Source organism: Curtobacterium sp. A7_M15 (assembly GCF_030705415.1).
GTDB lineage: Bacteria > Actinomycetota > Actinomycetes > Actinomycetales > Microbacteriaceae > Curtobacterium.
The window spans coordinates 1-23,242 of record NZ_JAUZED010000053.1; the positions used below are offsets into that span (position 1 = coordinate 1).

Annotated in this window: 23 protein-coding genes; 9 read left to right on the top strand and 14 right to left on the bottom strand. The window is 70.9% G+C overall.

Annotated elements, in window-relative coordinates:
* Window positions 1–29: 29 nt before the first annotated feature.
* Window positions 30–1,541 (bottom strand): glycerol kinase GlpK, encoded by a 1,512-nt coding sequence (glpK, locus tag Q7F20_RS10930; RefSeq protein ID WP_305740118.1) that lies wholly within the window; start codon window positions 1,539–1,541, stop codon window positions 30–32.
* 56 nt (window positions 1,542–1,597) lie between these two features.
* Window positions 1,598–2,320, bottom strand: a complete 723-nt coding sequence (locus Q7F20_RS10935) for an MIP/aquaporin family protein (protein WP_305740119.1) — start codon at window positions 2,318–2,320, stop codon at window positions 1,598–1,600.
* A gap of 313 nt (window positions 2,321–2,633) precedes the next feature.
* Here Q7F20_RS10935 and dhaK point away from each other — a divergent pair, with 313 nt between their 5' ends.
* Genes dhaK through dhaM form a run of 3 tightly spaced genes read left to right on the top strand, consistent with a single transcriptional unit; the run spans window position 2,634 to window position 5,036 of the window.
* Window positions 2,634–3,635 carry a dihydroxyacetone kinase subunit DhaK gene (dhaK, locus tag Q7F20_RS10940; RefSeq protein ID WP_305740120.1) on the top strand — a complete coding sequence of 334 codons (1,002 nt, stop codon included), beginning with the start codon at window positions 2,634–2,636 and terminating at the stop codon, window positions 3,633–3,635.
* A 55-nt stretch (window positions 3,636–3,690) separates the two neighbouring features.
* On the top strand, window positions 3,691–4,317 hold the full coding sequence (dhaL, locus tag Q7F20_RS10945) for a dihydroxyacetone kinase subunit DhaL (protein ID WP_305740121.1): 627 nt from the start codon (window positions 3,691–3,693) through the stop codon (window positions 4,315–4,317).
* Window positions 4,314–5,036, top strand: a complete 723-nt coding sequence (gene dhaM, locus Q7F20_RS10950; RefSeq protein ID WP_305740122.1) for a dihydroxyacetone kinase phosphoryl donor subunit DhaM — start codon at window positions 4,314–4,316, stop codon at window positions 5,034–5,036. The genes dhaL and dhaM overlap by 4 nt, the downstream gene beginning before the upstream one ends.
* A gap of 20 nt (window positions 5,037–5,056) precedes the next feature.
* On the opposite strand, the gene Q7F20_RS10955 is transcribed toward dhaM, so the two are convergent.
* Window positions 5,057–5,653 carry a TetR/AcrR family transcriptional regulator C-terminal domain-containing protein gene (locus tag Q7F20_RS10955; protein ID WP_305740123.1) on the bottom strand — a complete coding sequence of 199 codons (597 nt, stop codon included), beginning with the start codon at window positions 5,651–5,653 and terminating at the stop codon, window positions 5,057–5,059.
* Window positions 5,654–5,709: 56 nt separating this feature from the next.
* On the opposite strand from Q7F20_RS10955, the gene Q7F20_RS10960 reads away from it, so the two are divergent.
* Together Q7F20_RS10960 and Q7F20_RS10965 are read left to right on the top strand one after the other, a co-directional pair.
* Window positions 5,710–6,930 (top strand): beta-ketoacyl synthase, encoded by a 1,221-nt coding sequence (locus Q7F20_RS10960; RefSeq protein WP_305740124.1) that lies wholly within the window; start codon window positions 5,710–5,712, stop codon window positions 6,928–6,930.
* Window positions 6,931–7,028: 98 nt separating this feature from the next.
* Window positions 7,029–7,700 carry a peroxiredoxin-like family protein gene (locus tag Q7F20_RS10965; protein ID WP_305740125.1) on the top strand — a complete coding sequence of 224 codons (672 nt, stop codon included), beginning with the start codon at window positions 7,029–7,031 and terminating at the stop codon, window positions 7,698–7,700.
* Window positions 7,701–7,750: 50 nt separating this feature from the next.
* Here the strand turns inward: Q7F20_RS10965 and Q7F20_RS10970 are convergent, their stop codons facing one another.
* Window positions 7,751–8,584, bottom strand: a complete 834-nt coding sequence (locus Q7F20_RS10970) for a helix-turn-helix transcriptional regulator (protein ID WP_305740126.1) — start codon at window positions 8,582–8,584, stop codon at window positions 7,751–7,753.
* Window positions 8,585–8,686: 102 nt separating this feature from the next.
* Between Q7F20_RS10970 and Q7F20_RS10975 the strand changes: the two genes are divergently transcribed.
* Window positions 8,687–9,367, top strand: coding sequence for an SDR family NAD(P)-dependent oxidoreductase (locus tag Q7F20_RS10975; RefSeq protein WP_305740127.1), 681 nt, complete (start codon window positions 8,687–8,689; stop codon window positions 9,365–9,367).
* Window positions 9,368–9,653: 286 nt separating this feature from the next.
* Here Q7F20_RS10975 and Q7F20_RS10980 read toward each other — a convergent pair whose 3' ends face one another.
* Window positions 9,654–10,094 (bottom strand): GNAT family N-acetyltransferase, encoded by a 441-nt coding sequence (locus tag Q7F20_RS10980; protein WP_305740128.1) that lies wholly within the window; start codon window positions 10,092–10,094, stop codon window positions 9,654–9,656.
* A 39-nt stretch (window positions 10,095–10,133) separates the two neighbouring features.
* On the opposite strand from Q7F20_RS10980, the gene Q7F20_RS10985 reads away from it, so the two are divergent.
* Window positions 10,134–11,165, top strand: a complete 1,032-nt coding sequence (locus Q7F20_RS10985) for an alcohol dehydrogenase catalytic domain-containing protein (RefSeq protein WP_305740129.1) — start codon at window positions 10,134–10,136, stop codon at window positions 11,163–11,165.
* A gap of 264 nt (window positions 11,166–11,429) precedes the next feature.
* Here Q7F20_RS10985 and Q7F20_RS10990 read toward each other — a convergent pair whose 3' ends face one another.
* The 5 genes from Q7F20_RS10990 to Q7F20_RS11010 all read right to left on the bottom strand — a co-directional run bounded on the left by Q7F20_RS10990 (window position 11,430) and on the right by Q7F20_RS11010 (window position 15,855).
* Entirely contained in the window at window positions 11,430–11,603 is a 174-nt protein-coding gene (locus tag Q7F20_RS10990; RefSeq protein ID WP_305740130.1) for a hypothetical protein, read from the bottom strand.
* Window positions 11,604–11,751: 148 nt separating this feature from the next.
* Complete coding sequence (locus Q7F20_RS10995; RefSeq protein ID WP_305740131.1) at window positions 11,752–12,066, bottom strand: hypothetical protein; 315 nt, start codon at window positions 12,064–12,066, stop codon at window positions 11,752–11,754.
* 132 nt (window positions 12,067–12,198) lie between these two features.
* Window positions 12,199–14,565, bottom strand: coding sequence for an excinuclease ABC subunit UvrA (locus Q7F20_RS11000; protein WP_305740132.1), 2,367 nt, complete (start codon window positions 14,563–14,565; stop codon window positions 12,199–12,201).
* 65 nt (window positions 14,566–14,630) lie between these two features.
* Window positions 14,631–15,083, bottom strand: a complete 453-nt coding sequence (locus tag Q7F20_RS11005) for an NUDIX hydrolase (RefSeq protein ID WP_305740133.1) — start codon at window positions 15,081–15,083, stop codon at window positions 14,631–14,633.
* Between the two features lie 10 nt (window positions 15,084–15,093).
* Window positions 15,094–15,855, bottom strand: coding sequence for an SDR family oxidoreductase (locus Q7F20_RS11010; RefSeq protein ID WP_305740134.1), 762 nt, complete (start codon window positions 15,853–15,855; stop codon window positions 15,094–15,096).
* A gap of 153 nt (window positions 15,856–16,008) precedes the next feature.
* Here Q7F20_RS11010 and Q7F20_RS11015 point away from each other — a divergent pair, with 153 nt between their 5' ends.
* Window positions 16,009–16,482 carry an NfeD family protein gene (locus Q7F20_RS11015; protein ID WP_305740135.1) on the top strand — a complete coding sequence of 158 codons (474 nt, stop codon included), beginning with the start codon at window positions 16,009–16,011 and terminating at the stop codon, window positions 16,480–16,482.
* Window positions 16,479–17,678, top strand: coding sequence for an SPFH domain-containing protein (locus Q7F20_RS11020; protein ID WP_305740136.1), 1,200 nt, complete (start codon window positions 16,479–16,481; stop codon window positions 17,676–17,678). Before Q7F20_RS11015 ends, Q7F20_RS11020 begins: the two co-directional genes overlap by 4 nt.
* A 66-nt stretch (window positions 17,679–17,744) precedes the next feature.
* Here Q7F20_RS11020 and Q7F20_RS11025 read toward each other — a convergent pair whose 3' ends face one another.
* From Q7F20_RS11025 to tatC, 4 genes are all read right to left on the bottom strand, one after another.
* Window positions 17,745–18,095: an RNA polymerase-binding protein RbpA gene (locus Q7F20_RS11025; protein ID WP_070419007.1), complete on the bottom strand. Its 351-nt coding sequence runs from the start codon at window positions 18,093–18,095 to the stop codon at window positions 17,745–17,747.
* 110 nt (window positions 18,096–18,205) lie between these two features.
* The gene (gene lnt / locus Q7F20_RS11030) at window positions 18,206–19,861 is read right to left on the bottom strand and encodes an apolipoprotein N-acyltransferase (protein ID WP_305740137.1); all 1,656 of its coding nucleotides are present in this window, start codon (window positions 19,859–19,861) and stop codon (window positions 18,206–18,208) included.
* Window positions 19,862–19,872: 11 nt separating this feature from the next.
* Window positions 19,873–22,317, bottom strand: a complete 2,445-nt coding sequence (locus Q7F20_RS11035; RefSeq protein ID WP_305740138.1) for an RNA helicase — start codon at window positions 22,315–22,317, stop codon at window positions 19,873–19,875.
* Window positions 22,314–23,066: a twin-arginine translocase subunit TatC gene (tatC, locus tag Q7F20_RS11040; protein WP_305740139.1), complete on the bottom strand. Its 753-nt coding sequence runs from the start codon at window positions 23,064–23,066 to the stop codon at window positions 22,314–22,316. Before tatC ends, Q7F20_RS11035 begins: the two co-directional genes overlap by 4 nt.
* Window positions 23,067–23,242: the final 176 nt, after the last annotated feature.

The window sequence follows — 23,242 nt, forward strand, 5'->3', positions numbered from 1 at the left end:
CGCCTCCAGGCGGTCACCTCAGGACAGGACTACTGGACGTCCTCGTCGACCCAGTCGAAGGTCTTCGTGACGGCCTTCTTCCACAGGCGCAGCGTGCGCTCGCGCTCGGCGTCGTCGAGCTGCGGCTCCCAGCGCTTGTCCTCCTGCCAGTTGGCACGGAGCTCGTCGAGGTTCGCCCAGAACCCGACGGCGAGGCCGGCCGCGTAGGCCGCACCCAACGCCGTCGTCTCCGCGACGACCGGACGGACGACCGGCACGTTGAGGATGTCGGCCTGGAACTGCATGAGCGCGTCGTTGGCGGTCATGCCGCCGTCGACCTTCAGCTCGGTGAGGTCCACGCCGGAGTCCGCGTTGACGGCGTCGAGGACCTCGCGGGTCTGCAGCGCCGTCGCCTCGAGGGCGGCACGCGCGATGTGCCCCTTGTTGACGTACCGGGTGAGGCCGACGATCGCACCGCGGGCGTCCGGACGCCAGTACGGCGCGAACAGGCCGGAGAACGCCGGGACGAAGTACACGCCGCCGTTGTCCTCGACGGTCTTGGCGAGGGCCTCGACCTCCGGAGCGCTGCCGATCAGGCCGAGGTTGTCGCGGAGCCACTGGATGAGCGACCCGGTGACGGCGATCGAGCCCTCGAGCGCGTAGTGCGTCTCCTGGTCGCCGAGCTTGTAGCCGACGGTGGTGAGCAGCCCGTTCTCCGAGCGGACGATCTCCGTGCCCGTGTTGAAGATGAGGAAGTTGCCCGTGCCGTAGGTGTTCTTCGACTCGCCCTGGTCGAACGCCGCCTGGCCGAAGGTCGCCGCCTGCTGGTCACCCAGGATGCCGGCGATCGGGACCTCGCGGAGGAGGCTCGACGACTCGACGTTGCCGTAGACCTCGGAGGAGCTGACGATCTCGGGGAGCATCGACTTCGGCACACCGAAGTCGGCGAGGATGTCGTCACGCCACTGGAGGGTCTCGAGGTCCATGAACAGGGTGCGGGACGCGTTCGTGACGTCGGTCTTGTGGACACCGCCGTCGACCCCACCGGTCAGGTTCCAGAGGACCCAGGTGTCGGTGGTGCCGAAGAGCAGGTCGCCGGCCTCGGCCTTCTCGCGCGCACCCTCGACGTTCTCGAGGATCCAGACGATCTTCGTGCCGGCGAAGTACGTCGCCAGCGGCAGACCGACGACCGACTTGTAGCGGTCGGTGTCGCCGTCCGCGAGCTTGTCGACGATCGCCTGCGTGCGGGTGTCCTGCCAGACGATCGCGTTGTAGACGGGCTTGCCGGTGTTCTTGTCCCAGACCACCGCGGTCTCGCGCTGGTTGGTGATGCCGACCGCCGCGACGTCGTGGCGGGTGATGTCGGCGCGGGACAGGGCCTGGCCGATGACCTCACGGGTGTTGTCCCAGATCTCGGCCGGGTCGTGCTCGACCCATCCCGCACGCGGGAAGATCTGCTCGTGCTCCTTCTGTCCGACGGACACGATCGACCCCGAGTGGTCGAAGACGATCGCTCGCGTCGAGGTGGTGCCCTGGTCGATGGCGACGATGTAGTCGGCCATTGGTGCTCCTTACGGTCTTGCTCGGGTGGGTCTCGGGTGGGTGTGGTGCGGGTGGGTCAGGCGAGGGGCAGGAGGGCGTAGGACAGCCCGGCTGCGAGGGCACCACCGACGAGGGGGCCGACGACCGGCACCCAGGCGTAGGCCCAGTCGCTCGAGCCCTTGCCCTTGATCGGCAGGAAGGCGTGCGCGATGCGGGGGCCGAGGTCACGGGCAGGGTTGATGGCGTACCCGGTCGGGCCACCGAGGCTGACGCCGATCGCGATCACGAGGAAGGCGACGGGGATCGCGCCGAGCTCGGCCGGGGTCTTGCCGTTCGTGAAGGCGATGACGACGAAGACGAGCACGAAGGTGCCGATGATCTCGGTGACGAGGTTCCAGCCGTAGGTGCGGATGGCCGGACCGGTGGAGAAGACGCCGAGCTTCGCGGCCGCGTCGGGCTCCTCGTCGAAGTGCTGCTTGTAGGCGAGCCAGACGATGACCGCACCGATGATCGCGCCGATCATCTGGGCGAGCCAGTAGAGGAGCATCTCGCCGATGGTGATCTTGCCGAGGATGGCCTGCGCGAGGCTCACCGCCGGGTTGAGCTGGCCACCCGACTTGTACGACACGGTGACACCGGCGAAGACCGCGAAGCCCCAACCGATCGTCACCATGAGGAAGCCGGCTCCGAAGCCCTTGGACTTCGTCAGCGAGACCGCGGCGACGACGCCGCCACCCAGGATGATGAGCATCGCCGTGCCGACGAGCTCGGAGAGGAAATTGACGCCGATGCCGTCCATCGGTGACCTCCAGTGCGTGAGGGTGGGGGTCCGGTGGTACAGCGCCGGCACTCCCCGTTGAGTGATTGGGGCCGAGCATACTGACGGGCATCGACGGATGGCGACGCATTCGTGAGGGAAGTCCGCGAATGTGCACGAACGTGCATGCGGGCTGTGCGCCTGAGCATCCGCACCCGGTGAGCCGCCCGCCGACGGGTGCACGAACGTGCAGGGCGGAGGAACGGTCGCCCGGGGCGCCGATGTAGATTGAGGGCACTCCGGTCGACGACGGCGGTGTTGCCTCGCGATCGCCCGCACTCTCGTGGAGGTCAGCATGAAGAAGCTCATCAACGATCCGCAGGCCGTCGTCGACGAGACCGTCCGCGGGTTCGCCCGTGCCCACGCCGGCCACGTCGTGCTGGTCGAGGACCCGATCCACATCCACCGCGCCGATGCTCCGGTCGCCGGCAAGGTCGGGATCGTCAGCGGTGGCGGCAGCGGCCACGAGCCGCTCCACGCCGGGTTCGTCGGGTACGGCATGCTCGACGCCGCGGTGCCGGGGCCGGTCTTCACGAGCCCGACGCCGGACCCGATCGTGGCGGCGACGAAGGCCGTCGACGGGGGAGCCGGCGTGCTCCACATCGTCAAGAACTACACCGGGGACGTCCTCAACTTCGAGACCGCCGCCGAGCTCGCCGGCATGGACGACGTCCGGGTCGAGTCCGTCGTGGTCGACGACGACGTCGCCGTGCAGGACTCGCTCTACACGGCGGGTCGACGCGGGGTCGCCGGCACCGTCGTCGTCGAGAAGTGCGCGGGCGCCGCCGCCGAGCGGGGCGACGACCTCGACGCCGTCGCCGCCGTCGCCCGGCACGTGAACGACGTCACGCGCTCGATGGGCCTCGCGCTGTCGTCCGGCACCGTCCCGCACGCGGGCGAGCCGTCCTTCACCCTCGCCGACGACGAGGTCGAGCTCGGCATCGGCATCCACGGCGAGCCCGGGCGTGAGCGCATCCCGATGGCCCCGGCCGACGAGCTCGTGGACCGGGTGCTGGAACCGATCCTCGCCGACCTCGCGGCTCCCGCCGGATCCAAGGTGCTGCTCCTCGTGAACGGCATGGGCGGCACACCGCTCTCCGAGCTGTACATCGCCTACCGACGCGCCGCCGAGGTCCTCTCCGACCGCGGGTACGACGTCGCGCGTAGCCTGGTCGGCGACTACGTGACATCCCTCGAGATGCAGGGGTTCTCGCTCACCGTCACGGTGCTCGACGACGAACTCACCGCCCTCTGGGACGCACCGGTGGAGACCCCGGCACTGCGCTGGGGACGCTGAACCACCGCACCACGACCCGGCCCACGACGGAGCCGGACGCAGGAAGGAACACGAATTGGCGCTCGACACCGCATGGGCCATCGACTGGGTCCGACGCACCGCCGCGACGATCGACGAACACCGGGCCGAGCTCGTCACGCTCGACCGGGAGATCGGCGACGGCGACCACGGTGAGAACCTCGACCGCGGCTTCCGTGCCGTGCTCGAGGCCGTGGACGCCGGGTCGTTCGACACCCCCGGCGCCGTGCTCAAGGTCGTCGCGACGAAGCTCATCTCGACGGTCGGCGGCGCGGCTGGCCCGCTGTTCGGGACCGCGTACCTCAAGGCCGCGCAGGCCGCTGGGGACGCCACCGAGCTCGACGCCGACACGCTCGTCCAGGTGCTGACCGCAGCCCGAGACGGCATCGTCTCTCGCGGGAAGGCCGCCGTCGGCGACAAGACCATGGTCGACGCCTGGTCGCCGGCGGTCGACGCCGCCGCTGCCGCAGCTGCCGCCGGCGACGGGCCGGAGCAGGTGCTCGCCGCAGCCGCGGACGCCGCCGTCACCGGCGCGGAGGCGACCGACCCGCTGGTCGCCCACAAGGGTCGCGCGAGCTACCTCGGCGAACGCGCCGTCGGGCACCGGGACCCGGGCGCGCAGTCCACCGTGTACATCCTCCGCGCCGCCGTGGACGCAGCGTGACCGTCGGGATCCTGATCGTCTCGCACAGTTCGGCGATCGCGAGCGGCACCGTGGAGCTCGCCCGGCAGATGGCGTCGGACGTCCCGCTGGTCGCCGCTGGGGGCACCGACGACGGCGGCATCGGCACCTCGTTCGAGGCCGTCACCGCCGGCATCGAAGAGCTCGCGGACGCCGAGGCCGTGGTCGTCCTGTGCGACCTCGGCTCCGCCTACCTGACGACCGACACGGCGCTCGACTTCCTCGACGACGACGTGCGGTCGCGCGTGCACGTCTCGCAGGCTCCGTTGGTCGAGGGTGCGGTCGCCGCGGCGGTCGCCGCCCAGACCGGCGGTGACGTCGATGCTGTCCTGGCCGCTGCCGCGTCTGCCGCAGCGTCCGAGGCGGACGCGGGTCGCGCCTCCAGTCCGACCGCTGACGGTCCTGGAGGCGCGGTGTCGGTCTCCGAGACCGGCCCCGTCGACGACGTGGCCGCGTCCGAGACGGTGGAACTCGTCAACGAGAGCGGCCTGCACGCCCGGCCGGCCGCGGAGTTCGTGAAGACGGCCGCGAAGTACGACGCCGAGGTGCGGGTCAACGGGGTGGACGCGAAGAGCCTGCTCGCGATCATGGCCCTCGCGCTCCCGAAGGGTGCCGCCGTGACCATCGAGGGGTCCGGCGACGACGCGCAGGAGGCCGTCGACGCCCTCGTCACGTTGGTCCGGTCCGGCTTCGGCGAGTAGGGGACCGTCCGTCCGACGACCTAGGCGATCGAGACGGTGCCGGCGAGGTCGAGGTCCGACGGCCCGCCGGTCACCCCGGCGTCGGCGAGCAGCGTGGCTCCGAACACCGCGCTCCAGAACGTCCGCGCGTCGCGCCCGACGCCGCTCCGGCTCGTCCAGCCGTGCTCGGCGACGACCCGGTCGAGGTAGCGCTCCGACTGCCGGAACAGCACCTGCAGGAGCAGTCGCACGCGATCGCGCTGCGCGGCGTCGTCGCCCGTGCTCGCGAGGGCCCGTACGACGAGCGGCGTCGACGGCATCGCGAGCGCGGTGCGGGCGAGGACCTGACGGAACGCGTCGGCGCTCGTCGCGCGACGGCCGGCAGCCTGCAACCGTGTCGTGTCACGGAGGAAGAGCGCGAAGGCGGCGTCGAGCACCAGCCGGTCCTTCGATCCGTAGTGGTGCGTGATCTGGTTCGGGTACACGCCCGCGGCCCGGGCGATCTCGCTCACGGTCACCACTCGACGCTCGGCCGACCCGCTGCCCGCGGCGCTCAGGAGTCCGGCGGTCGCGGCGAGGATCCGCGCCCGGGTGGCCGCGCCCCGCGGAGTGCCCGGGGCATCGCTCGTGGTTGCCATCTCTGAATTGTACGTGGTACAACTCCACTTGTTCAACGTACAAGAAGGAGCCTCCCGTGCACATCTCCATCACCGGCTACGGCGCAGTGTCGCCGTTCGGCCACGGCGTCGACACGCTCTGGGACGCCCTGGTCGACGGCCGCTCGGGCGTGCGCGAACTCGACCACACCGGCTCGCACTGGGACCAGGTCCCGATCCGCGTCGGTGCCGCGGCCGCGCTCGACGCCGACGGCGCACTCGGGCGGGTCCGGGCGAACCGGCTCGACCGCAGCCAGCAGCTCGCGCTCGTCGCGGCGGAGGAGGCCTGGGCGGACGCCGGGACCCCGACGGTCGAGGGGGATCGACTCGCCGTCGTCGTCGGCACGGGCATCGGGGGAGTGGAGACGCTCCTCGACGCCCACGACGTGCTCGGCACCGCCGGAGCCCGACGGGTGTCGCCGCGCACCGTCCCGATGCTCATGGCCAACGCCGCGGCGGCGCAGATCAGCATCGCGTTCGGTGCACGGGCAGGGGCCTACACGACCGTGTCCGCGTGCGCCTCCGGTGCCGAGGCGATCGCGACGGCCGCGCGGTTGATCGCGACGGGGGAGGCCGACGTGGTGATCGCCGGCGGCACGGAAGCGGCCGTGACCCCGGTGACGATGGCGTCCTTCGCCCAGTCACAGGCCCTCGCGAAGCCCGGTGACGACGATCCGACGACGCTCTCGCGGCCGTTCGACGCCGACCGCCGCGGGTTCGTGCTCGGCGAGGGTGCCGGGTTCGTCGTCCTCGAGCGCGCCGACCACGCCGCTGCCCGGTCGCAGCGGTCGCACGGGACCCTCGCCGGCTGGGGCATCACGTCGGACGCCTTCCACATCACCGCACCGCTCGCGGACGGGTCCGAGCAGGAACGGGCGATGACCGCCGCGATCCGGATGGCCGGGTTGTCCGGCTCCGACATCGACCACGTCAACGCGCACGCGACCAGCACACCCGTCGGGGACGTCGGCGAGGCCGCAGCGATCGCCCGCGCAGTCGGCACCGGGGCTGTGGTGACCGCGCCGAAGGGGGCCATCGGGCACATGTTCGGCGCTGCTGGGGCGGTCGAATCGATCCTCGCGGTGCGGGCGATCGAGACCGGGCTCGTGCCCGCGACCCGGAACCTGGAGCACCTCGATCCGGCGGTCGAGCTCGACGTGGCCGCCGGGGTCGCACGCCGGGTGCCGGTCCGGGCGGCGCTCAACAACTCGTTCGGCTTCGGCGGGCAGAACGCGTCACTGGTGTTCACCGCAGCGTGACGCCCCGTGACGCCGACCGGACCGGCCGCGGTCGATCGTGCCTACGCTCCACACACTGGCGCGCACGCCAGCACCGCCCGTGATCGAGGAGCCCGACCGTGACCGACCAGACCATCGCCCGCCAGGTGCACGACTTCAACGAGGGTTTCACCGCCCAGATCGGCCCGGACCTCTCCGCGGTGTTCGACGGCGAGCAGCGCGACCTGCGCGCCGCGGGCGTCCCCGGGGACGCCGTCGGTGTCGGCGATGCCGTGCCGGACGCCCCGCTCGTCACCCCGTCGGGCGACCGCACGTCGCTCGCCGACGTCCGTCGGAGCACGCCGACGGTCCTGGTCTTCTACCGCGGCGCCTGGTGCCCGTACTGCAACATCACCCTCCGCACCTACCAGCAGGAGCTGCTGCCGGCACTCGAGGGCCGCGGCGCGCAGCTGGTGGCCGTGTCACCCCAGACGCCCGAGGGTGCCGAGCAGTCCATCGCGAACGGCGAACTCGCCTTCCCCGTGCTCACCGACCCGCAGAACGTCCTCGCCGGACAGTTCGGGATCGTCACCGAGCCGAGCGCGGCCGCACGGGGTGCGCACACGGCGCTCGGGTTCGACGTCGCGGACAGCAACGCGGACGCGACCGCCGCGATCCCGTTCCCGTCGGTCTTCGTCATCGACGGCGACGGCATCGTCCGGTTCGCCGACGTGCACGTCGACTACACCACCCGCACGGAGGTCGCCGAGGTCCTCGAGGCGGTCGACGGGCTGCTCGCCGAGTCCCGGTGACGGCGAGCGCTCCGTGGCGATGACCCGGGCGACCCGACGACTGGTCGTGCTCACCTCGGCGTGAGCTCCTGCAGGCCGGTGACGCGCAGGAGGTCGAGCTTCGCGGCGTCCTCGGTGCCCGGGACCGCCGAGTAGACGACGATGCGGAGGTCGCCACCCGGCACGCTCAGCACGTCGCAGTCGATCTCGATCGGGCCGACGGGGGAGTGCACGCGCTTGCGGCTGGCGCGGTGTTCGGCGACGCGTCCGGTGTCCCAGCGGCGTTCGAACTCCGGGGACTCGCGACGCAGGCGTGCGACGAGGTCGGCGAGGTCCCGGTCGGCGGGGTACCGTCCGACGGCGGCACGGAGGTCGGCGGCGAGGTCGCTGGAGAACTCCTCCTCGTGTTCGTAGTCCCACTCGACCTCGTCGTGCCCGTGCATGAAGTGTCGCCACACGAGGTTCCGGTCGATGCCCGTGTACCGGGACGGGTCTCCGGTGAGCGCGGCCCAGAGGTCGTTCCACAGGACGATGTCGTGCGCGGCGGTGAACACGGCGAGCGGGACGTCGCCGAGGCGGTCGACGATGCGCTGCACACCCGGCGTGACGTGCCGGGGAACGAGTCGGCGGGACGGCGGGGTGGAGCCGGCGACCCGGCAGAGGTGGTCGCGCTCCTCCTCGGTCAGACGGAGTGCGGTTGCGAGCGCACCGAGCAGCTGCGGCGACGGGTTGGTCGCGCGTCCCTGCTCGAGGCGGACGACGTAGTCGACGCTCACCCCGGCGAGCGCAGCGAGCTCCTCGCGACGGAGGCCCGGCGTCCGTCGACCGGGCCCGGCCGGCAAGCCGACCGTCTCGGGACGCACCCGGTCGCGCCAGGAACGCAGCACACTCGCGAACTCGCTCATGTCCACCATCCTCGACCCGCGCCTCCTGGCTTCCCTGGTACTGGTGGTCCCACCGTCGAGCGATGCCTGGGGGAGCCGACCACGACGACGGAGGCTGGGTCCATGACAACGACACTCATCACCGGAGCCAACCGCAGTCTCGGGCTCGAGACCGTCCGCCGCCTCGTCGAGGCCGGGCACACCGTGTACGCCGGCATGCGCGACCCGGCCACGGGCGACGCAGCACGGGCGCTCGGAGCGCACGTGGTCCAGCTCGACGTCACCGACCAGGCCTCGGTCGAGCGGGCGGTCGCCGCCTTGCCGTCGCTCGACGTGCTCGTCAACAACGCGGGGATCCTCGGGACGTCGTTCGGGGTCGACGACCTCGACGCGGCTGCGATCGCGGACGTCCTCGACACGAACGTGACGGGCGCGGTGCGGGTGACGCAGGCCGCCCTGCCACTGCTGCGGGAGTCGGCGAACCCGGTCATCGTGAACGTCGCCTCCGGCGTGGGGTTCCCGCGGTGGCTGACGACCCCGGGCCGCGACGAGTACCCGGTGCCGGCGGTGCCGTACGCGGCGTCGAAGGCGGCACTCATCGCCCTCACCGTGCAGTACGCGAAGAACCTGCCGCGGTTCCGGGTGAACGCGAGCGATCCCGGGTACACGGCCACGGAGTTCAACGGGTTCGGCGGACACCAGACCGTGACCGAGGGCACGGACGCGACGGTCGCGCTGGCGACGATCGGCGCGGACGGCCCGACGGGGGAGTTCCACGACCGGAGCGGGGTCGTCGCGTACTGACCGGGGCGGGGGGTTCCGCTCCCGCCGCGCTCCCGTCGGGCTCCCGTCGGGCTCCCGCCGCGCTCCCGTCGGGCTCCCGCCGCGTTCGCGTCGGGCTCCCGCCGCGTTCGCGTCGGGCTCCCGCCGCGTTCGCGACGAGTGAGCAGAAGGTGTCGGGTCGACCGAGTGGACCCGACACCTTCTGCTCCCTCACTGCGTCACGACTGTGGGCGCGGGAGCCTGGAGGCACGGATCAGGCCCGGCACGCAGGCTCGCGTCGTCCCGTGGCCGGGCCCAGAGCGTCGGCTCAGTCGTGCACGTCGTGGCCGAAGCCCGGTCCGGGGCGCATCATCCACCCGTCGGCGTCGGGGAGCGGTCGGAACCCGAAGCGCTCGTACAGCCCGTGGGCATCGGCCGTGAAGAGCGCGAACCGCTTCAGGCCGAGCGGCTCGATGGCATCCGTCACGCCCTGCACGAGCGCGACGCCCACGCCGCGGCCGCGAGAGTCCGGGTCGACGAAGACGTCGGCGAGCCACCCGAAGGTCACGCCGTCGGTGATCACGCGCGCGTAGCCGAGCTGCTGCCCGGTGGCGTCGTCGTACACGCCGAAGTTCCGGGAGCCGGCGATGATCGCCTCCTGCGTCGCACGATCACGACCCCGCGCCCAGTAGGACTCCTCACTCAGCCATCGGTGGACACGAGCGACGTCGAGGTCGTCGGGGTTCTCGGAGAAGCGCAGTCCGGTCATGCAGCCAGTGAACCGGGTCCCGTCTGTCAGGATGGCCCGATGCGCGCTGTGCAGTACGACGAGTTCGGTTCCGTGCCCGCCGTCGTCGAGCTCCCGGACCCGGTCGCCCCCACCGACGGGGTCGTCGTCCGGGTGGCTGCGACCGGAGTCTGCCGGAGCGACTGGCATGCGTGGAAGGGGCACGACGAATCGGTGCACCTGCCGCACGTGCCGGGGCACGAGTTCGCCGGCGTCGTGTCGTCCGTCGGCCCCGACGTCCGCGGGTTCGCCGTGAGGGACCGGGTCACCGCGCCGTTCGTCTTCGCATGCGGCGAGTGCGAAGAGTGCCTCGACGGCGCGACGCAGGTGTGCATCCGCCAGCAGCAGCCCGGCTTCACGCTGCCCGGTTCGTACGCCGAGGCCGTGGTGGTCCCGCACGCGGACGTCAACCTCGTCGCGCTGCCCGACGCCGTCGGGTTCGCCGAGGCCGCCGGACTCGGATGCCGCTTCGGCACCGCGTACCACGCCCTGCACGCCCGCGGTCGGGTCGCCGCAGGGGAGTGGGTGGCCGTCTTCGGCTGCGGGGGAGTCGGGCTGTCGGCCGTCATCGTCGCGGTCGCCGCCGGGGCGCGGGTCGTCGCGGTGGACGTGTCCGCCGCCGCACTCGCACGTGCGGAAGCCCTCGGTGCCGTCGCGGTGCCGATGGACGCCTCGGTCGCGGACGCCGTCCGCGCCGTCACGGGTCGTGGAGCCCACCTGTCCGTGGACGCCTTCGGCAGCCGAGCCACCTCGGTCGCAGCGGTGGCCTCACTCCGGCCGAGAGGTCGGCACGTGCAGGTCGGGTTGCTGCTCGACGGCGAGGCCGTGCCGGCGATCCCGATGGGCCGCGTCATCGGTGACGAACTCGAACTCCTCGGCAGTCACGGCATCTCCGTGGGGGAGTACGCGTCGATGCTCGACGACGTCGTCGCAGGACGCCTCCGTCCGTCGGAGTCGATCGGTCGCACGATCGGCTTCGACGAGTTGCCCGAGGCGATCCTGGCGATGGACCGGCCGGCGACCTCCGCGGGCATGACCGTCGCGATCATCTGACGGCGGCAAGCCGGCGACGGTGTCGAGTACCCAGGCGCCCGAGTCGGAACCCGCGGCGCGGAAGATCCAGTCGGAGGCCCTCCGTGCATCGGCGACGAAACCGTCGGTTCCGTGCGCCACTCGGCGCTCCTGATGTAGATGGTGGAGGGGAGCGTCGACGCCCACGAGGGGCGGTCAGTTCGTGGACTGCCAGATCTGAGTTGACATAATATGCATTATCGGCGCGCAACGCGGAATACGGCGCGCTAGCCGCACCGTGTCTTGTCAGGCCGGGCTGTTCCCGTCGGACGCGTCGCTCGTGGGGACGTCGTCCGCGTCGATCTCCAGCGAGGCGTGCTCGTCACCCTGCTCCTCGAGGGTGTCGCGGTCCGTGTCCGGCTGCTCCGGCTCTTCGCTCTGGGTCGTTTCCTCGGCAGGGTCAGGCTGGCTGTAGCTCATGTCCCGGAACGTACGCGAGCCGACCTGGGCGCGCGCCCGGCGGTCCGGAACGCGCACAGACGAACCGACGGGCCGACGGGCCGACGGACACAGAACTGCGAACGCCCCACCGACCAGCGGCCGGCGGGGCGTTCGCAGAAGGTCAAGATCAGTTGTTGTTGACCGCCGGAACGACGATCGCCAACGCGATGATGATCAGGATGATCGACAGGACGATGGCGATCGCGCTGAGCACGATGCCACCGAGGACCATGCCACGGCTGCCCACTGCACGACGACGCGCGACGAAGCCGAGGACGAGTCCGACGATGCCGGCGATCAGACCGATCCAGACGAACAGGAACGAGAAGACGACACCGACGATGCCGAGGACGAGCGATCCGATCGCGAGTCCGTTGCCGCCACGGGCCGCCGGAGCAGCGCCGGGTGTGTTCTGAGCGGGCGGGTAGCCGTTCGTGGACATGGAGAGCTCCTTCGGTCAAGGACGCCTCGAGCGGCCGGGCAGCCGCGACCTGGAAGGCGTGAGCGTCATGCAGGACGCTAGACCTTCCGGCCAGCTGGTGTTCAGGTTCGGCGGGCGGGCCTGTCCCCCGCCTCAGGCACCGACGTAGGCCGCCAGGTGCTCCCCCGTGATCGTCGACCGTGCCGCGACCAACTCCGCCGGTGTGCCCTCGAACACCACCCGGCCGCCGTCGTGACCCGCGCCGGGTCCGAGGTCGATGACCCAGTCGGCGTGCGCCATCACGGCCTGGTGGTGCTCGATCACGACGACCGTGCGTCCGGCCTCGACCATGCGGTCCAGCAACCCGAGCAGCTGTTGGACGTCCGCCAGGTGCAGCCCGGTGGTGGGCTCGTCGAGCACGATGACCCCGCCGGGTTCGCCGAGGTGCGTCGCCAGCTTGAGTCGCTGCCGTTCACCGCCGGACAGGGTCGTCAACGGTTGGCCGATGGTCAGGTACCCGAGGCCGACGTCGACGAGCCGCGCGAGGATCGCGTGCGCCGCGGGGATCCGCGACTCCCCCGCCGCGAAGAACGCAGCGGCATCGGCCACGGGCATCGCGAGGACCTCGCTGATGTCCTTCCCACCGAGCCGGTACTCGAGCACCGACTGGTCGAAGCGCTTCCCACCACACTCGACGCACGGCGTCGCGACGCCGGCCATCATCCCGAGGTCCGTGTAGATCACGCCAGCGCCGTTGCACGCCGGGCAGGCGCCCTCGGAGTTGGCGCTGAACAACGCGGGCTTCACACCGTTCGCCTTCGCGAACGCCTTGCGGATGGGTTCGAGCAGTCCCGTGTAGGTCGCCGGGTTGCTCCGCCGAGAGCCGCGGATCGCGCCCTGGTCGATCGCGACGACGCCGTCGCGCGGGGACAGCGACCCGTGGATGAGCGTGCTCTTGCCGGAACCCGCGACGCCCGTCACGACCGTGAGCACACCGGTCGGCACGTCGACGTCCACGCCGTGCAGGTTGTGCGCGTTCGCGCCGCGGATCTCGAGGACGCCGGTGCGCTCGCGCACGACGTCCTTCACCGCCACCCGGTCGTCGAGGTGGCGACCCGTGACCGTGTCGCTCGTGCGGAGGCCGCCGACCGATCCTTCGTAGCAGAGCGTCCCGCCGTTCGTCCCTGCACCCGGCCCGAGGTCGACGACGTGGTCGGCGATCGCGATGACCTCGGGCTTGTGCTCGACGACGAGCAGGGTGTTGCCCTTGTCGCGGAGGCGGAGCAGGAGCTCGTTCATCCGTTCGATGTCGTGCGGGTGCAGCCCCGTGCTCGGCTCGTCGAAGACGTACGTGACGTCGCTCAACGACGACCCGAGGTGCTTCACCATCTTGACGCGCTGCCCCTCTCCCCCGGACAGGGTCCCCGTGGGGCGGTCGAGTGAGAGGTACCCGAGGCCGATCTCGACGAAGGAGTCCACCGCGTCCCGGAGGCCGTCGAGCAACGGTCCGACGCTCGGTTCGTCGATCCCCCGCAGCCAGGCGGCCAGGTCGGTGATCTGCATCGAGCAGACGTCCGCGATGCTCGCGCCGTCGATGGTCGACGACCGCGCGATGTCGTTCAGCCGGGTACCGCCGCACGCCGGGCAGGTGGTGAAGGTGACCGCCCGGTCCACGAACGCCCGGATGTGCGGTTGCATCGCTTCACGGTCCTTCTGCAGGAACGACCGACGGACACGCGGGACGAGACCCTCGTACGTCATGTTGATGCCGGCGATCTTCTGCTTCGTCGGTTCGCGGTACAGGAAGTCGTGGCGTTCGGCGTCCGTGAAGTCGCGGATCGGCGTGTCCTTGTCGAAGTACCCGGACTCGGCGAACATCCGGACGTTCCAGCCGTCCGTGCCGTACCCGGGGATCGTGATCGCCCCGTCCGACAGGGCCCTCGTGTCGTCGAACAGCTGCGTGAGGTCGATGTCCGTGACCGTGCCGCGACCTTCGCAGTCCGGGCACATGCCGCCGAGCCGTGAGAACGAGACCTTCTCCGCCTTGGCGTCCTTGCCCTTCTGCACGGTGATCGCACCGCCGGCGGTGACCGTCGCGAGGTTGAACGAGAACGCGTTCGGGCCGCCGATGTGGGGCGTCCCGAGTCGGCTGAACAGCACGCGGAGCATCGCGTTGGCGTCCGTCACCGTCCCCACCGTCGAACGGGGATCCGCCCCGATCCGCTCCTGGTCGACGACGATTGCGGTCGTGAGTCCGTCGAGCACGTCGACGTCGGGCCGTGCGAGCGACGGCATGAAGCCCTGCACGAAGGCGCTGTACGTCTCGTTGATCATCCGCTGCGACTCGGCCGCGATCGTCGCGAAGACCAGGGAGCTCTTGCCCGACCCGGACACCCCGGTGAACACGGTCAGACGGCGCTTCGGGAGCTCGACGTCGACGTCCCGCAGGTTGTTCTCGCGCGCCCCGCGGACACGGATGCGGTCGTGGCTGTCAGCGGCGTTCTCGGCGATCGGACCCATGTGCCGAGCGTACCGGTGACGTGTGACGTTCCACAGGACGGTTCCGCGACGGAACCGATCGCGGCTCAGGACGAGTGGGTGCGGACCAGGTCGGCGAGCTCGGCCGGTTCGAACGGCTCGTCGGTGGCGTCGAGCTCGTCGGCCGTCCACCAGCGGGAGCGCAGGATGTCCACGCGCTCGTCGTCGGTCCACTCGGCGTCCGACAGGGTGAAGCCCGGCGTCCGGACGACGTAGAACTCGGCGTGTCCGCGGTCGTGGTCGGCGAGGTCCCACTCGACGGCGAAGTCCCACGACCACACCGACTCCCCCGGGTCGTCGATGACGATGCCGGTCTCCTCGCGCAGCTCGCGGATCGCAGCGTCGCGGTGGTCCTCGCCGGGGTCCACCCCGCCGCCGGGCGTGATCCACCGGTGTACCCCGTCCGACGACGGGGACTTCGTGTCCATGAGGAACACGCGACCGTCGGGGTCGAGCAGGATGATCCGGGAGGTACGGCGCAGGCCGGGCTTCGCAGTCACCCGTCCGACGTTAGCCGACGAAGCCGCTGACGTCGCCGACGAGCTTGGTGTGGTCGGCGGGGATGGGCTCGACGGCAGCCGAGGCGATCTCGGCCGCGAACTCGGAGACGCTGTAGAGCTTGCCGACCTCGGCACGGCGACCCTCGATGGCGCCGGGGTTGAGGCGGTTCAGGAGCGTCGCGGTGATCGTGCCCTCGATCATGTCGCCGGAGACGACGACGAACTCGATGCCCGCGGCGTCGAGCTGCGGCACGAGCTCGCGCAGGGCGAGCTCACCGGCACGCTTGCTCTTGGCGACGGGGACGTACTCGTCCATCGTCTCGGCGGTCTCGACGAAGTGTGCCTGGTGGCTCGTGACGAACACGACGCGCGAGCCTGCGGGCATGTGCGGCACGGCGGTCTGGAGCATGTCGACCTGTGCGTCGCGGTTCAGGCGCAGCGCGTAGTCCTCGCCGAGGCCGGACTCCATGCCGCCCGAGGCGTTGAGCACGAGCAGGTCGATCCCACCCCACTCCTGCACGACGGTGTCGACCATGGCCTGGACGGAGTCGTGGTCGGTGAGGTCCGCACCGACGGCCAGGGCGGAACCGCCCGCAGCGACGATCTTCTCGGCGATCTGCTCGGCGCGCTTGGCCTTGTTCCGGTAGTTCACGACGACCTTCGCGCCGGCCTCGGCCAGGTACCCGACGGTGTCGGCGCCGATGCCGCGGGACGACCCGGTGACGAGGGCGCGCTTGTCGGCGAGGGATCCGGGGGCGAGGGGGTTGCTCACAGTCGTGTTCTCCAGGTCTGGTTCGGCGGGTCGGCCGCCGACGAGCCTACCAAGCGCCGCACGGACAGAGCGCGGACTTGATATGTTGAACGGAGTTGGACCGGCCGTCGCGACGCAGCGAGCCGCCGCGCGCGACCGAGGGAGGGAGATCGCGTGAACGGGATCGATTGGATCCAGACCGTCGTCTGGATCGGACTGGTGCTCCTGCTGGGCGTGGTCGAGATCTTCACCCTCGACTTCATCTTCATCATGCTCGCGGCCGGTGCAGCGGGTGGACTGATCGCCGCGCTGCTCGGCGCTCCCTGGTGGCTGTCCGCCATCATCGCCGCAGGCGTCGCGCTGCTGCTGCTGTCGCTCGTCCGCCCCCGCGTGCTCGCGGCCCTCGGCCGGAACGCCGACCCGCACCGCACCAACGTCGAAGGACTCATCGGACTGCCGGGCACCGTCGCCGTCGCCTTCACCGCGTCGGCCCCCGGGCAGGTGCGGTTGGCCAACGGCGAGACCTGGAGCGCCCGCATCGCCGCCGACTCCACCGACCGAACACCGCCGCTCGGGACCCCCGTGGTCGTCGAGTCCATCGAGGGATCGACCGCCGTCGTCCGCCTCGGAGAAAGGGCCACCCCGTGACCACCATCTCAGCCGGGACGATCGCACTGCTCGTCCTCATCCTCGTCGTCGTCATCTTCGTGATCGTCGTCCTGTCCCGCGCGATCCGCATCGTCCCGCAGGCGACCGCGGGGATCGTCGAGCGCCTCGGGAAGTACCACAAGACCCTCAACCCAGGGTTGAACCTCCTGGTGCCGTTCATCGACCGTCTCCGACCGCTGCTCGACATGCGTGAGCAGGTCGTGTCCTTCCCGCCGCAGCCCGTCATCACCGAGGACAACCTGGTGGTCTCGATCGACACGGTCGTCTACTTCCAGGTCACCGACGCCCGCGCCGCCACCTACGAGATCGCCAACTACCTCGGCGCGGTGGAGCAGCTCACGACGACCACGCTCCGCAACGTCGTCGGTGGTCTCAACCTCGAAGAGGCCTTGACCAGCCGCGACAACATCAACGGCCAGCTCCGTGTCGTGCTCGACGAGGCCACGGGCAAGTGGGGCATCCGGGTCGGTCGCGTCGAACTCAAGGCGATCGAGCCGCCGGTGTCCATCCAGGACGCCATGGAACAGCAGCTCCGTGCCGAGCGGAGCCGTCGTGCCGCCATCCTGCAGGCCGAGGGCACCAAGCAGTCCCAGATCCTCGAGGCCGAGGGCCAGCGGCAGGCCGCCATCCTCGCGGCCGAGGGTGACGCGAAGGCCCAGGTCCTGCGCGCCGAGGGTGAGGCCCAGGCGATCGCGACGGTCTTCGACGCCATCCACACCGGGGACCCGGACGACAAGCTCCTGTCGTACCAGTACCTGCAGACGCTGCCGAAGATCGCCGAGGGCACCGCGAACAAGCTCTGGATGATCCCGAGCGAGTTCACCGAGGCGCTGTCCGGCATCGCGAAGGGCTTCACGGGCGGACGCTCGGGCAGCGGCCCGGTCACCGGCGGCGGTGCCGGGGGCGACTTCCTCTCGCGCATCTCGAAGCTCGCGAACGAGAGCCTGGCGAACACCGCGGCCGCCGACGCTGCCGCCGGTTCGGTCCCCCGACCGGACGCAACCGCGGCCGACATCGTCCCCGAGTCGGAGCTCGACCAGCGCTTGGCCGACTCGAACCGCAGCGTCGACGAGCACCTGGCGGCGTCGGACGAAGCCGCGGCGGACGAGCTCCGCGACGCAGCGGAGGACGAGCACCACGGGGGCAGCGAGGCCGACGCCGGCGCGTCGAGGTAGCCGCAGCCACCACGACGACGAAGCCCGCCCCGGTGTCCCGGGGCGGGCTTCGTCGTGAAGGGTCCGTCAGGCGCCGCGTCGAGCGCGGAGGAACTGCAGACGCTCCTGCAGGAGTTCCTCGAGCTCTTCCCGTGAACGCCGCTCGAGCAACATGTCCCAGTGGGTCCTGGGTGCCTTGACGTCTTCTTCGGCGACCTCGACGGGGATGCCGTCGTCACCGAGGAGTCGTCCCTCTCGACCGGAGCGGGGCTCCGACCACGTCTGGGGAACGTCTGCATCGGCCGAGAAGACGATGTCGAACGTCTCCCCCGATTCCGTCTGGTAGACCGCACGCTTGCGGTCCGAGAGCTCGACGCCCTCTTCGCTCTGGAGACTCTGACTCCCGAGCCGCATGCCGCGGAGACTCCGATCAGCCATGTGTGTGCTCCTCTCGCTCGTCTGCCCTCCACAACACTGTCCCACGCGCCCGTAGTCCCGGCCCGGCGCATTCACAGTCCCCTCCCAGTGCGGGGGCGCGGCCGGCGATCTCAGGCCCGGCGAGCGGTGCGGCGATGGGTCCGGCGTCGACCCCAGGGGGCGCAGGCGAGCAGCGTGAGGAGCCCGCCGAGCGAGAGCAGGAGCGCGATCGACCCCGCTGCCAGGGTCGCCGGGGTGGTGGTCGTGCCGAGCGGTACGTCCGTGATCATCGACGTCGCGGTGTAGGCCGGAACCCGATCGATCGTCCGACCAGTCGGATCGATGACCTGCGACGCGCCGACGGTCGAGATGTTCACGAGCGACCGCCCGGTCTCGATCGCCCGCATCCGGGCGATCTCCAGCTGCTGCAGGTTCTCGTCGGTGCCGTCGAAGTCCGCGTTGTTCGTCTGCGCCAGGATGACCTGCGCTCCCCCGCGCGCCATGTCCGTGGTGAGCCCGTCGTCGACGATGTCGAAGCAGATCGCGATCCCTGCGCGGACCCCGGCGACCGACAACACGTTCGGCTTCGTCCCCGGCGTGTAGTCGCGTTGCAGCAGCCCGATGAGCGACGGCGCGAGCTTCGAGAAGAACCACCGGTCGGGCACGTACTCGCCGAACGGCACCGGCCGCTTCTTGTCGTAGGACGACTGCCAGCCGTCCTTCGTCCAGACGAACGAGGTGTTGTGCAGGACACCCGACGACGTCTGCGTGATGGCGCCGGCGACCATCGGCGCCCCGACGGCGTCGACGACCTGGTCGAGAGCTGACGCGATGACCGGCTGCTGACGCGGGTCGAACTCGGCGGAGGCCTCGGGCCAGACCACGAGGTCGACGCCCTTCGCCTCGACGTCGGTCGCCGCGACCTGCGCGTTCAGGACCGAACCCGGCGCCGCCCGGTCGAAGTAGCCGGCGGGGCCGTCGCCCTGCACCGACTCGATCCGGATCGTGCCGGAGGTGGCGGTCGGCCACGCCGGCACGGCGAGCACGGCGGCGACGAGCAGACCCGCCGTCGCCACGCGGGCAGGCACCCGGACGGGACGACCCGGACCGCGCGGCACGACCAGGGCGAGCGACAGGACGACCGCGACGCAGTACACGACGACGAACGTCACGCCGAGCACGCCCACGTAGGCGGCCAGGTGGGTGAACGGGCCCTGCGACTGCGACAGCCCGACCCTCCCCCACGCGAAACCGCCGTAGGGCCAGCTCCCCGAGAACCACTCACGTCCGGTCCACAGTGCGGCGACGACCGCCGGGAGGCCCCACACGCGTCCGGCGGTGGACGGCACCACCCGCGCCACCCACCGGTACGCGAGGGCGATCGCGACGCTGCCGAGGGCGAAGAACGCGGCTTCGAACAGCGCGAGCGCGAACCACGGGACCGGACCGAGGTAGCGGCCGGCCCACGAGATGGCGGGGAGCCAGAAGGCCGCCCCGGAGACGTACCCGAGCCAGGCGGCGCGCCGGGCACGCTGGCCCATCACGGCGAGCAGCATGCAGGCGAGTGCCGGGTAGGCGAGGAACCACCACCCCGGAGACGGGAAGGCGAGCGCGAAGAGCACACCACCGATGACGGCGAGCGGGAACGCCTGTGCGAGCGGGAGTGCGGCGAAGTCCGATCGACGGCCCGCCGGAGCAGCACGCCCGTCGGTCGCGTGCGCACCGGAGGCGATCGGTGCGGTGGAGGCGGCGTCCTGCGGGCGCACGTCGGACTCGGGAACCGGCACCGTGCCTCCCGTCAGACCGCCGCGTAGGCGACGATGCCGCGGCGCACCGCGTCCGTCGCCCGGCGCGCGGTCTGGGCGAGGTCGTCGTCGCCGGCGTTCCGGATCTGGTCCAGCAGGTCGATGACCTGCTTCGACCAGCGCACGAAGTCACCGGCCGGCAGGTCGAGCGTGCGGAGGACGTCGTCCAGCGCGGAGCCGGACGCCCACCGGAACATGCCGACGGCGGCGGCGGGGGTCGGCGGCTGCGACCCCGCGAGCCGGGCGTCGCGCTCGATGTCGTCGAGCCGCGACCAGATCGTCAGGGTCTCGTCGAGGGCGGGACGGAACGCGCCGCGGGGCAGGGCGTGCTCGGTGCCCGGCGCGTCTTCGCGGCGGGGCTGGTACACGATCGTCGCGGCCATCGCGGCGAGCTGGGCCGGGGTGAGGTCCTTCCAGACGCCCGCCTCGAGGCACTCGGCGACGAGCAGATCCCGCTCACCGTAGATGCGCTGGAGCCGCCGTCCGCCGGGGGCCACCGTGGCCTCACCGTCGCCGGTGTCCACCAGGTAGCCGAGCTGCAGGAGGACGTTGGTGACCCGGTCGAAGGTGGTCGCCACGGCGCCCGTCCGGGAACGGATCTGCTGCAGGAGCTTGTCGTTGGCGCGCTTGAGCTTGTACCAGCGCTCGGACCAGCGCGCGTGCGCCTCTCTGTCGGGGCAGGCGTGGCACGGGTGACGCTGCATCCGTCGTCGGACGTCCGTGATGGCCGCCTGCCGTTCGGCGCGCGCGCCGTGCGAGGCCTCGCGCCCGCCGGGGACGTTCGTCCGCTCGAGGTCCGAGAGCTCACGCCGCAGGGCCGCGTACTCGGTGAAGTCACCGAGGTGGCACTGCATCGCCTGCTGGTAGCCGTCGAGTGACTCCTGCTGCGACCGGACCTTCCGCGCCAGGTCGACGACGGAGCGGTCGGCCTGGAACTGCGCGAACGAGGTCTCGAGGACCTCGCGCGTGCGCTGCCGTCCGAACTGGTCGATGAGGTTGACGGCCATGTTGTACGTCGGCTTGAACGACGAGTTGAGCGGGTAGGTCCGTCGGCTCGCCAGCGACGCGACACCCTGGGGGTCGAGGCCGTCCGACCACTGGATGACCGAGTGCCCCTCGACGTCGATGCCACGACGACCGGCACGGCCGGTGAGCTGCGTGTACTCCCCCGGCGTGATCGGGACGCGGGCTTCGCCGTTGAACTTCTCGAGCTTCTCGAGCACGACCGTCCGGGCCGGCATGTTCACGCCGAGCGCCAGGGTCTCCGTCGCGAACACGACCTTGAGGAGCTTGCGCTGGAAGAGGTCCTCCACCACCTCCTTGAAGGCCGGCAGGAGCCCGGCGTGGTGCGCCGCGACGCCGCGCTCCAGGCCCTCGAGCCACTCCCAGTAGCCGAGGACGGCGAGGTCCTCGTCGAGGAGGGTGCGGCAGTGGTACTCCGCCGTCTCGCGGATCTCGTTGCGCTCCTGCGCCGTCGTCAGCGACAGGCCGGACCGCAGCACGTTCCGGACGCCCTGGTCGCACCCGTTCCGGCTGAACACGAAGAAGATCGCGGGCAGGAGCATCCGCTCGTCGAGCATGTGGGCGATGCGCTCACGGTGGAGCTTCTCGGTGCGCGGACCACGACGGTCGTGGTATCCCCCGCGGCCTCGGCCACCCCGGTGCCCGCCGCCGTGCCGTTCACTGCGCGACGCGCCGCCGACGAGCCGGAGCAGTTCCGGGTTCACGCGGTTGGTCGCGGCCGCACCGCTGGAGTCGAACAGGTCGACCAGCTTGGAGCCGACGAGCACGTGCTGCTCGAGCGGCACCGGCCGGTCCTCGGAGACGATGACGTCGGTGTCCCCGCGGACGGTCTGCAGCCAGTCGCCGAACTCCTCGGCGTTGGAGACGGTCGCGCTCAGGGAGACCAGGCGGACCTCGGTCGGGAGGTGCAGGATCACCTCTTCCCAGACGGCACCGCGGAACCGGTCGGCGAGGTAGTGGACCTCGTCGAGGACCACCCACGCCAGGTCGTCGAGCAGGTCCGAGTCCGCGTAGATCATGTTCCGGAGGACCTCGGTCGTCATCACGACGACGCGCGCCCGCGGGTTCACGTTCGTGTCGCCGGTCAGCAACCCGACCTCGGACTCGCCGTAGACGTCGACGAGCTCGGCGTACTTCTGGTTGCTCAGCGCCTTCATCGGCGTCGTGTAGAACACCTTCGCCGTCGGCTGCCGCATCGCCAACCAGATCGCGAACTCGGCCACGATCGTCTTGCCGGCGCCGGTCGGCGCGGCCACGAGGACACTGCGCCCCTGGTCGAGCGCGTCGCAGGCGGCGAACTGGAACGGATCGAGGTCGAACCGGAGGTCCGCCCGGAAGAGTTCGAGGTTGCGGGACCGGTTCCGGACCTTCGCCGCTCGGAACCGCTCGGCAGCGCTCGGTTGCGCCGTGCTCACAGGCCGTACTCTTCGTCGAGCTTCGCCTGCCGCTTCGCCACCCTGCGGTCGTGGACCCAGGCCACCGCGCACGCGGCCACGTAGAGCACGATCATCGGCACGGCGAGCAGGAACATCGAGATGACGTCGGCGCTCGGCGTGACGATGGCGCAGAAGACCAGGATGCAGAGGATCGCCACGCGCCAGGACTTCATGATCGAGGACGCCGACAGCACGCCGACGAAGTTCAAGAGCACGAGGAACACCGGCAGCACGAACGCGATGCCGACCGCGACGATGAGCTTGATGACGAAGTCGTAGTAGGCCTTGGCGTCGACGATCGAGGTGTCCTGGCTCGACACGAAGCTGCCGAGGATGCCGACCACGTGCGGCAGGATGTACCAGCCGAACCAGCAGCCCGCGAAGAACAGCGGGATCGCCGTACCGAGGAAGCCCCACACGTACTGCTTCTCACGCCGCACCAGCGCCGGGACGATGAACGCCCAGATCTGGTACAGCCACACCGGACTCGCGATGACGATGCCGATCGTGATCGCGATCTGCAGCCGCAGGTCGAACGCGCCCGTGATCATCGGGAAGTTCAGCTCGGCCGTGTGCCCGCCGACCTTGGCGAGCTGGGAGACCGGGTTGCGGAGCGCGTCGAGCACGAACGGCGTCAGGAACCACCCGCCGACCGCGGCGACGACGATCGCGATCACTGCGCGGAAGAGGCGGTTGCGCAGCTCGATGAGGTGCTGCCCGAGCGACATGCGGCCTTCGGCGTCCTTCGTCGGACGCCCGGTCCGCCTCGCTCGCCCGCGCGCGGTCGTCGAAGCCATGGGTCGATCCTACGGGGTCGGGACCGACAGTCGGCCGCGACGTGCGATCGCACAGCATGGTCACGGGCCAGGAGGCGCGGGGCGGGCCCGCACCGCGCCTCCCGGCC